At 65.8% G+C, this 8,305-nt stretch carries 9 protein-coding genes; 4 read left to right on the forward strand and 5 right to left on the reverse strand.

The annotated features are described in order from the left end of the window. Positions 1–125, reverse strand: a 125-nt coding sequence (locus CJ014_RS26925) for a GTP-binding protein (RefSeq protein WP_237155033.1), incomplete at its 3' end; no start/stop codon positions are given. Between the two features lie 815 nt (positions 126–940). On the opposite strand from CJ014_RS26925, the gene gnd reads away from it, so the two are divergent. Together gnd and zwf are read left to right on the forward strand one after the other, a co-directional pair. After that, the gene (gene gnd / locus CJ014_RS26930; protein ID WP_100083579.1) at positions 941–1,933 is read left to right on the forward strand and encodes a phosphogluconate dehydrogenase (NAD(+)-dependent, decarboxylating); all 993 of its coding nucleotides are present in this window, start codon (positions 941–943) and stop codon (positions 1,931–1,933) included. Position 1,934: 1 nt separating this feature from the next. Then, on the forward strand, positions 1,935–3,335 hold the full coding sequence (gene zwf / locus CJ014_RS26935) for a glucose-6-phosphate dehydrogenase (protein ID WP_100083580.1): 1,401 nt from the start codon (positions 1,935–1,937) through the stop codon (positions 3,333–3,335). Between the two features lie 166 nt (positions 3,336–3,501). Here zwf and CJ014_RS26940 read toward each other — a convergent pair whose 3' ends face one another. Further along, positions 3,502–3,660 carry a DUF3563 domain-containing protein gene (locus CJ014_RS26940; protein ID WP_100083581.1) on the reverse strand — a complete coding sequence of 53 codons (159 nt, stop codon included), beginning with the start codon at positions 3,658–3,660 and terminating at the stop codon, positions 3,502–3,504. A gap of 161 nt (positions 3,661–3,821) precedes the next feature. After that, positions 3,822–4,697: a LysR family transcriptional regulator gene (locus tag CJ014_RS26945; RefSeq protein ID WP_165791014.1), complete on the reverse strand. Its 876-nt coding sequence runs from the start codon at positions 4,695–4,697 to the stop codon at positions 3,822–3,824. Between the two features lie 152 nt (positions 4,698–4,849). Between CJ014_RS26945 and CJ014_RS26950 the strand changes: the two genes are divergently transcribed. Continuing rightward, the gene (locus CJ014_RS26950; RefSeq protein WP_100083583.1) at positions 4,850–6,847 is read left to right on the forward strand and encodes an oxidoreductase; all 1,998 of its coding nucleotides are present in this window, start codon (positions 4,850–4,852) and stop codon (positions 6,845–6,847) included. A gap of 154 nt (positions 6,848–7,001) precedes the next feature. Here the strand turns inward: CJ014_RS26950 and CJ014_RS26955 are convergent, their stop codons facing one another. Beyond that, complete coding sequence (locus tag CJ014_RS26955; RefSeq protein ID WP_100083584.1) at positions 7,002–7,154, reverse strand: DUF3563 domain-containing protein; 153 nt, start codon at positions 7,152–7,154, stop codon at positions 7,002–7,004. A 181-nt stretch (positions 7,155–7,335) separates the two neighbouring features. Continuing rightward, positions 7,336–7,917: a hypothetical protein gene (locus CJ014_RS26960; RefSeq protein ID WP_100083585.1), complete on the reverse strand. Its 582-nt coding sequence runs from the start codon at positions 7,915–7,917 to the stop codon at positions 7,336–7,338. A gap of 77 nt (positions 7,918–7,994) precedes the next feature. Between CJ014_RS26960 and CJ014_RS28070 the strand changes: the two genes are divergently transcribed. Then, on the forward strand, positions 7,995–8,305 hold a 311-nt coding region (locus CJ014_RS28070; RefSeq protein WP_207765878.1), incomplete at its 3' end, for a hypothetical protein.

The raw sequence follows: 8,305 nt of genomic DNA on the forward strand, positions 1-8,305 counted from the left end.
GCACCGCCCGTCTCGGCCAGAACCTTGGTGATCGCCGCAGTCAGCGACGTCTTGCCATGGTCAACGTGACCGATCGTGCCGATGTTGCAGTGCGGCTTCGTCCGCGAAAACTTTTCCTTGGCCATCGCTTCGTCTCTCTCGAAAGGTTTGATGGGGCCTTTTCGTGCGCTGCCCCCGAACCGGGGCGGCCGGTCGGCGGCTCGAATAGTGCCTTTTAACGCAAGGTTCAAGCCCTGATTAGCGCCGCTCTCCCCGCAAAGAGCGATCAGCGCCAAGGCTGAGCCATATGGACCGCTTTCCTCGAAAATTCAAGCTCGCCTCAGGGCTAAGCGGGTCGCTTGCGAAATATCGCACCTGGGTGCCGGGGAATTTGCCCCGGGTGCCAGTGCGGCGACCTATCCCTTTGTTCCCATATATAAAGCTGCCATCCTCGATATAAAGCCGTCATCCTCGCGCAGGCGAGGACCTCGGGCAGGATGGAGCGAGCGCCCGATACATCCCTCATCACCTTCTCGTCCTGAGGTCCTCGCCTTCGCGAGGATGACAATCTATGGGACTATGGGAGGCGATGCGCGCGGCGATGACGGCGTGATGGGAATGGTCGCGTATCCGGGGCAGAGACGGCGTGACGGGGACTGCGCCAGCGTGCCCGGGAATTTGCCCCGCGTACGTGCCGACAGTGCCAAACTCCGGTGCGTTCACCGCCATCTCCTGCCAACGTGATCGCATTCGGCATTTACTTTGGCTCGCGGAAATATACTTATTCGAGTGAAAACACGGCATTCTCTCAAGAATTGCACAAGATGGCCGATACAATCGCGCTTGCCGAACAATGGGGCTGGGAGCGGCCGGCGTTTTCAAACGACACCCACGCCAGGGCCCTTTCGGGCGAAGGCGCCGGGTCACCGAAGTCCGCGGAGGACTTGCCGGAGAATGACACATGCAGATCGGAATGATGGGACTGGGCCGGATGGGCTACAACATGGCGCGGCGGCTGATGGCGGGCGGCCACGAAGTCGTCGCCTATGACCTCAATCGCGACAGCGTCGCCGCCATCGCCGCGGAGGGCGGCGTCGCCGCCGCCTCGGTCGACGACCTGGTGGCCCGCCTGAAACCGCCGCGCGCCGTCTGGCTGATGCTGCCGGCCGCCATTACCGACGGCGTGGCCCGCGACCTGGCGACCCGCCTCGCCCCCGACGACGTCATCGTCGACGGCGGCAATTCCAACTACCGCAATGCCGTCGACCTCGCCGCCGAGCTGGCCGCAAGCGGTATCCACTTCCTCGATGTCGGCACGTCCGGCGGCGTGTGGGGCGCGGAACGCGGCTATTGCCTGATGATCGGCGGCGATGCCGGCGCCGTCGCCCGGCTCGACCCGGTGTTCGCAACGCTGGCTCCCGGCGGCGACCCGTCGTTCGGCACGGCCGAACGCGGCTATCTTCATTGCGGGCCGGCCGGCGCCGGCCATTTCGTCAAGATGATCCACAACGGCATCGAATACGGCATGATGGCCGCCTATGCCGAGGGGCTGAACATCCTGAAATCGGCCAACGCCGGCGCCGTGGCGCGCAAGGCCGATGCCGAGACCAGCCCGCTCGAAGAGCCGCAATACTACCGCTACGACTTCGACGTCGCCGCCGTCACCGAGGTATGGCGACACGCCAGCGTCATCAGTTCATGGTTGCTCGACCTGACCGCCTCGGCCTTGGCCGCCGACCCGAACCTTGCCTCCTATCAAGGCAATGTCGCCGATTCCGGCGAGGGACGCTGGACGCTCAAGGCGGCCATCGACACCAGCGTGCCGGTGCCGGTGCTGTCCTCCGCCCTGTTCAGCCGATTCACCTCGCGCGGCAACGACGAGTTCGCCAACAAGGTGCTTTCGGCGATGCGCCAGGCCTTTGGCGGCCATATCGAGAAGAAGGAGGGCCGCTGAAATGCCCAGAACCATCAAGGAAGGCACCCGCAACGGCCGCTCCGACGCCCTTGTGATCTTCGGCGCCACCGGCGATCTTGCCCGCAAGATGATCTATCCCTCGCTGTACCAGATGGTGCGGCGCGGCAACCTCAACGAACCGATCGTCGGCGTCGCCCGCGACAGCTGGACCGTCGAGAAACTGCTGGAGCGCGCCCGGGAAAGCATCGTCGCCAGTTGCGGGACGATCGACGAGCCGACCTTCGCCAAGTTCGCAAGCCTGATGCGCTTCGTCCCCGGCGACTACCAGGATCCGACGACCTTCACCCGGCTGGGCGAGGCGCTGTCCGACCGGCGGCGCGTGCTCTATTACCTGGCCATTCCGCCGTCGATGTTCGCTTCGGTGACCGCCGGCCTCAAGCAGGCCAACCTGTCGGCAGGCGCCCGGCTGATGGTGGAAAAACCGTTCGGCCGCGATCTGGCGTCGGCGCAGGACCTCAACCGCGTGCTGCATGTCGTCTTCAAGGAGGACGACCTGTTCCGCATCGACCACTATCTCGGCAAGGAAGCGATCCAGAACCTTCTCTACTTCCGCTTCGCCAACTCGTTCCTGGAACCGCTGTGGAACCGCAACTACATCGACAGCGTCCAGATCACCATGGCCGAGAACTTCGGCGTCGAAGGCCGCGGCCGCTTCTACGAGGAGGTCGGCGCGCTGCGCGACGTGGTGCAGAACCACCTCGTCAACGTGCTGCTGCTGCTCGCCACCGAGCCGCCGGTCAACGCGCTGTCGGACGATCTGATCGACGAGAAGGTGCAGGTGCTGAAAGCCATCCGGCCGCTCGAGGAGCGCGACGTCGTCCGGGGCCAGTTCGAGGGCTACCGCAACGAGCCCGGCGTCGCCGCCAATTCCCGCGTCGAAACCTTCGTGGCGGTGCGCCTCTACATCGACACCTGGCGCTGGCAGGGCGTGCCCTTCTACATCCGCGCCGGCAAGAACCTGCCGGTGCGCGCCACCGAGGTGGTGGTCCGCTTCAAGCGGCCGCCGCTCGACGTGTTCGACCCGATCCGGCCGGGCGAGGCCAACTACATGCGCTTCCGCCTGGGACCCGAGGTGTCGATCGGCATCGGCGCCCGGCGCAAGGCCAACGGCGGCAACATGATCGGCGAAGCGGTGGAACTGACCGCCGTCAGCGACGGCATGGACAACATGCTGCCCTATGAAAGGCTGATCGGCGACGCGATGAACGGCCGCCGCCAGTTGTTCACCCGCGAGGACATGGCGGAACTCGCCTGGCAGATCGTCGAACCCGTGCTCGACGCGGGCACTGCGCCGTCTCTCTACAAGCCGCTGACCTGGGGGCCGAGGGAGGCCATGGCCGGCTTCGAGCCGGTCGGCGGCTGGGTCGATCCGCAGCCGTGATGGCAAATTGCTCGGCAGGCGCCGGCAGCTCTTCGACAGCGGCCGGCGCCTGGCGGTGACGACGACCGGGGTTCGGATACGACAAAGCGCTCGAACCGGTCCGGTATCGAGCGCTCGACATCGTCTTTGTCTTTGGATTGGCAGCGGCCGGATCGCCGCCCGGCCCTCAGAAACCGAGGTTGCGGTTGACGTTGCGGCGGCTGAGATTGCGCTCGCGCGCTTCGAGGTCGTAGCGGTCGCCGGCTTCGTAGATGTAGGCCAGTTCAAACTCTTCGGCGGTCGGGGCGCGGAGGGCCTTGGCAGCACGCTTCAGGGTGGCGAACATTCCGGTTTTTCCTTTCCTGGCCGGAGGTTTCCGGCCTCTTTTCTCTTCTCTCTCGATGTCTTCAATATAGGCCCGCGAGCTCTCGCCGCCTAATCGCAACTTCTGAAGATTGCTTTCAGATTCTCTATAGGTGATCAGCGGAGCGGTCGTTCGCCGGGTGTTCAGCCGCGCGGCCAGGCGCTTGCCACCGCCGACACCAGCGACTGCACCGGCGAGGAGACCAGCGGCCGGTAGGCGATGGCCAGCATCAGCGGCGACGGTCCGTCGACGAGGGGCCGCATGGTCAACGCGGCCGGCATCAGCCGTTCCGCATAGTCGGGCATCAGCGAGAAGCCGTCGGTGGCCATGACCAGCGAAAAGGCGGAGGCGATATCGGCCGCGACGTGGCCCGGCGTCAGGGCGAGGCCGCGTTGCTGGCCCCAGGCGTCGATTTCGCCGCGCAGGAACGGCGCGACGCGCCGGCTGACCGAAACGTAGGTGTGGCCGACCAGATCGGCAAAGGTCAGCGCCGGCCGCGGAGACAGGGGATGATCGGCCTTGAGGAACACGCTGATGCGGTGCTGGTCGATCGGCTCGAAATGCAGGTCGAGGTCGGCCGTCGAGGGACGGGCGAAGGCGACATCCAGGTTGCCGTCCTTGAGATCCTGAATGAGGGCGGTCGAGGGGGCGCTGGTCACCTCGATGTCGACCTCGCCGGCGATGTCGCGCGCCAGGCGCCGGAACCCGGGCAGGACGAAGGTTTCCAAACCCGGAATAATACCGACGCGGATCATCATCGGCGCGTCGCGAACGACGCCGATGGCATCGTCGAGCTGCTTCAGCACCTGCCGGACATGGCCGAGAAACAGCCGGCCGGCGCGGGTGAGCACGACGCCGCGCGCCCGGCGATCGAACAGCTCGACGCCCAATTCCCTTTCCAGATCCTTGAGTTGGCGGCTGAGCGACGGCTGCGCCGTGTTGAGCCGCGCCCTGGCCGCGCCGCTGACGCTGCCTTCGTCGGCCACCGCCACGAAATAGCGCAGGTGTCTCAGCTCCATTGCGTACATATCTCCTGGGTATGGGAAATAGGCCTAGCAAGTCTTTGTGGGGATGGCAACGCCGGCCCTAGGGTGCGCGCAATTCGCCCTCGCAAGGGGGCGGAGCCGAAGTCGCAGCAGCCAGGAGCGCGGTCGCGAGCCGCGGAAACCCCATGAAGGAAAACCACCAGATCCTGTTCGAGCCGATGAAGATCGGCAGCCTCGAACTCAAGAACCGCTACGTCCTGGCGCCGATGGGACCGGGCGGCCTGTGCGATCCGGACGGCACCTACAACTATCGCGGCGTCGAATATTACGTCGAGCGCGCCAAGGGCGGCGCCGGCCTGCTGATGACCGGCGTCACCATGGTCGAGAACGACATCGAGCGCTGCGCCCTGCCGTCGATGCCCTGCCCGACGCTCAACCCGCTCAACTTCGTCAAGACCGGCAAGATCATGACCGAGCGGGTGCACGCCTACGACGCGCGCATCTTCCTGCAACTGTCCGGCGGCTTCGGCCGCGTGTCGATCCCCTCGATCGTCGGCTCCACCGCCGTGGCGCCGTCGCCGATCCCCCACCGCTGGCTCGACGGCGTCACCTGCCGGGCGCTGACCATCGAGGAGATCAAGACCTACGTCCGCAAGTTCGCCGACAGCGCCGAGATCGCCCGGCGGGCCGGCTTCGACGGCATCGAGATCCACGCGGTCCACGAGGGCTATCTGCTCGACCAGTTCGCCATCTCCATGTTCAACCAGCGCACCGACGAATACGGCGGCAGCCTGGAGAACCGGCTGCGCTTCGCCGTCGAGATCGTCCAGGCGATCAAGGAGCGCTGCGGCGCCGACTATCCGGTGTCGCTGCGCTACTCGATCAAGAGCTTCATCAAGGACTGGCGCAGCGGCGGCCTGCCGGGCGAGGAGTTCGTCGAGATGGGCCGCGACATTCCCGAGGGCATCGAGGCGGCCAAGCTGCTGGAGGCGGCCGGCTACGACGCCTTCAACGGCGACGTCGGCTCCTACGACAGCTGGTACTGGAGCCACCCGCCGATGTACCAGGCCAAGGGCCTCTATCTGCCCTACAACAAGATCCTGAAGGACATCCTGAAGGTGCCGGTGATCACCGCCGGCCGCCTCGACGACCCCGACCTCGCCGCCGAGGCGATCGTCTCCGGCCAGACCGACTTCGTCGGCCTCGCCCGGCCGCTGCTGGCCGATCCGCAATTGCCGAACAAGGTGCGGGCCGAGAAGTTCGACCGCATCCGCCCCTGCCTCTCCTGCCAGGAAGGCTGCATGGGCCGGCTCGCCAAATACGCCCAGATCTCCTGCGCCGTGAACCCGGCCTGCGGCCGCGAGGCGGAATACGGGCTGTCGGCGGCGCTCGAAAAGAAGTCGGTGATGATCGTCGGCGGCGGTGTCGCCGGCATGGAGGCGGCCCGCGTCGCCACGCTGCGCGGCCACGTCGTCACGCTCTACGAGAAGTCCTGTCGGCTCGGCGGCGTCGTCATCCCCGGCGGCGTGCCCGACTTCAAGGACGACGATCACGCGTTGATCCGATGGTATGAGCGCGAGCTCGCCGAGCTGAAGGTGCCCGTGGTGTTCAACACCGAGGTGACCGAGGAGACCGTCCGGCTGGCCAGGCCGGATGTGCTGATCGTCGCCACCGGCTCCCAGCCGAAGGTGCTGAAGATCGGCGACGCCGACAACGTCTATACCGCCGAGGACGTGCTCAACGGCGTCAAGCCGGCCGGCGACCGCACCATCGTCATCGGCGCCGGCCTCGTCGGCTGCGAGACGGCGCTCTGGCTGCACGACCAGGGCAAGAAGGTGACCATCGTCGAGCTGGCGCCGAAGATCCTGGCGCTGGCCGGGCCGCTCTGTCACGCCAACCACGACATGCTGCACGACCTCTTGGTGTTCAAGAAGATCGACATCATGACGTCGAGCTACGTGGCCGCGCCTGTCGAGGGCGGCTTCAAGGTGAGAAGCGGCGGCACCGAGACGGTCGTTCCGGCCGACAGCGCCATCCTCGCCATCGGCTACCGCTCCGAGCGCAGCCTCTACGACAAGGCGCGCAACCTGGTGCCGGAGGTCTACAGCTTCGGCGACGCCCGGCAGGTCTCCAACATCATGTATGCGATCTGGGACGCCTACGAGGTGGCACGCTCGATCTGATCTCCCCGAGCAGCCAACACCCGCATGCCGCGCCGTCCCGAAGATGGCGCGGCATCTTTACTTGACCAGACGTCAGAAACGACAAAGCGCCCGAACCGTCAGGTATCGAGCGCTCAACGTCGTCTTCAGCTTTTCGGCTATCGCCGTCCGGTCCTCAGAAACCGAGGCCCCGGTTGCCGCGGCCAAGGTTCCGCTCGCGGGCTTCGAGGTCGTAGCGGTCGCCGGCTTCGTTCAGGTAGGCCAGATCGCGCTCGGCCTGGGTGGGAACGCGGAGAAGCTTGGCGGTACGCTTGAGGGTGGCGAACATTTGGGTTTTCCTTCTTTCCTGACCGGAGGTTTCCGGCCTCTTTCTCTGTTTTCTCTTTGCATCCTCAATATAGGTCAGGTGAGGCCCGCGACCTAATCGCAAGTTCTGAAGGTCACCTTCAGATTCTCTTTGGATATGGGATCATTAGCGAGGCGGGGGCGTCCATGATCACCAGGCAAGGCTACCCGTTTAGGGCCTGCAGCATTTCCTTAGGCAGCGGCCTCCGCTTCTCCAGCGGCACCACGCGCTCCGTCTTCCCTTCCATCAGTCGCCGGTACCGCCACAGCACGGCCCGCGCCTTCGCCCATTCGTCCAGCGCCAGCGCGCGGAGCTGGGGCGGGGATGGCGGGAAGGAGAGGTTCGGCTTGTCGCCGAGGGTGGCCACCTCGCCCTTGATCCAGCGCCTGGCAGCGGCCTCGACCGCCCAGGCCGGCACATCCTCGAGGGCGATGTCGTAGGCCTTCGAGCGGGCATCCAAGACGGCTTCGCTAATGTTGCCCGCAGGGAACACGGTAAGGAGCTTGGCGGCTTCCTGAAGCGCTATCATCGAGTCAGGCTTGGCCTCGGCAAGCGGCGCAACCTCATCGACCAACCGCGACAAGATCGATCGTTCGTCCTCCGTAAGCGCCCGGCTCAAGGTCGGGGTCCGGCTCGCCGCCTCCTCGGGCCGCAAGGTGCGCTCCAGCTCGGCGAGCGAAGGCGGCAAGGATAGCGTCTTGGGGCGAAGTTGCGGCTGGGCGGGAAGTGCGGGACTGATGGGCAATGATCGGCTCCGGTGCGGGTTTCAGGCGGTTGTCGCGGGCTTGGTAGACGGCTTCGGTGAAGTAGCTCCAGGAACGGATGCTCGACGGCCTTGCCCGGCTGCATCGGGCCCGGATGGTCGGGAGAATGTCGGCCTTGAGGTCGCAGCCGTTGCGGAACCAGTTCATCGGCTCGGAGAGGACCAGCAGCCCCGGCGATGAGGCAGGCTTGGCCAGTGCCCTCCCCGCCGCATTGGCCAGCTCACGACCCAGCGTTTCGCCATCCGGCTCCGAAATCGGCCCAGAAATCGGCATCGAGGCCGACATCGGTTCGGACACCGGTTCCGAGGCCGCGTCGCGCGCCTCGTCCGGTGTAGTCCGGGGGGATATAGGGGTGTATCTTATTCACAT

Origin of the sequence: Pleomorphomonas carboxyditropha, assembly GCF_002770725.1 — a bacterium.
Taxonomy (GTDB): domain Bacteria; phylum Pseudomonadota; class Alphaproteobacteria; order Rhizobiales; family Pleomorphomonadaceae; genus Pleomorphomonas; species Pleomorphomonas carboxyditropha.

Coding starts and splice junctions, on each gene's coding strand:
- gnd (WP_100083579.1), top strand. CDS start 941: ATGCAGATCGGAATGATGGGACTGGGCCGGATGGGCTACAACATGGCG.
- zwf (WP_100083580.1), top strand. CDS start 1,935: ATGCCCAGAACCATCAAGGAAGGCACCCGCAACGGCCGCTCCGACGCC.
- CJ014_RS26940 (WP_100083581.1), bottom strand. CDS start 3,660: ATGTTCGCCACCCTGAAGCGTGCTGCCAAGGCCCTCCGCGCCCCGACC.
- CJ014_RS26945 (WP_165791014.1), bottom strand. CDS start 4,697: ATGGAGCTGAGACACCTGCGCTATTTCGTGGCGGTGGCCGACGAAGGC.
- CJ014_RS26950 (WP_100083583.1), top strand. CDS start 4,850: ATGAAGGAAAACCACCAGATCCTGTTCGAGCCGATGAAGATCGGCAGC.
- CJ014_RS26955 (WP_100083584.1), bottom strand. CDS start 7,154: ATGTTCGCCACCCTCAAGCGTACCGCCAAGCTTCTCCGCGTTCCCACC.